This is a genomic window from Pseudomonas sp. USTB-Z (genome assembly GCF_019691255.1).
Lineage (GTDB): Bacteria > Pseudomonadota > Gammaproteobacteria > Pseudomonadales > Pseudomonadaceae > Aquipseudomonas > Aquipseudomonas alloputida.
Genome location: NZ_JAECZP010000066.1, coordinates 1 through 779 on the forward strand (window position 1 = coordinate 1; position 779 = coordinate 779).

Sequence of the window (779 nt, forward strand, 5' to 3'; positions counted from 1 at the left end):
GGCATCAGGTCACGCAGTTGATGCTGGTAGGCCGAGACCGACAGGCTCAGGTCCAGGGCCATGCCTTCGGCGTCGGCGAGCGCCACCACCACTGGCACTTTCGGCTGGGTCCAGGGGTAGTGGCGGGCGATGGCATTGAGGTTGCCGATGGGCAAGGTTTCGGTGACCGGGTCGCTGCTCCAGGTCAGCGGCATGCGCCGCTCGGTTGGCTTGAAGTCTTCGACCCAGGTTTGCAGGGCACTGACCGGCAACACATGGGGCTGGGTGGACGGCGCCGGGTTGCCGCTCACCAGCTCGGCCATGTCCAGCTGGCGCATGTGCCGTTTGCGCAGGGCTGCCGAACCGGTGATACGGGCGGTGATGGCGTTGGTCCACAGGTGCGGGCTGTAGCCGATCCACACTTCCTTGGCCGTGTCCTGGCAGGTGTCGGCCCACACCCAGCCCGTGCTCTGGCCGGACAGGTAGCGCTCACGGCGGTGGTAGTCCTCCAGCCCTTGGTAGCGCATCTCCTTGTAGAGGCCCGCGCCGACGTGCTCATGAATGACCAGTTTTTCGCCCAGAGGGCCTTTCATGAACACGTAGACATAGCCTGGGCGCACAGCGCGGAGGGTGTAGGCCGAGTGCTGCAGCGGGGCGAAGCCTTGTTCCAGGTTGAAGCCTGCATCGGCATAGCGGCAGGCGGGGGCGTCGCCGGTGCGGGGTACGATGGCGTAGCGCACCGGCAGGATGGGCACGCGTGCGCTGCAGGCAGGGCCGGAGGTGGCGCTGCTGACGGAGGC

The 779-nt window shown here is 67.0% G+C and carries 1 protein-coding gene; it reads right to left on the minus strand.

Annotation, left to right across the window (positions count from 1 at the left end):
* Positions 1-779: T6SS effector BTH_I2691 family protein (locus I8746_RS27325; protein ID WP_311044819.1), on the minus strand; the 779-nt coding region annotated here is incomplete at both ends.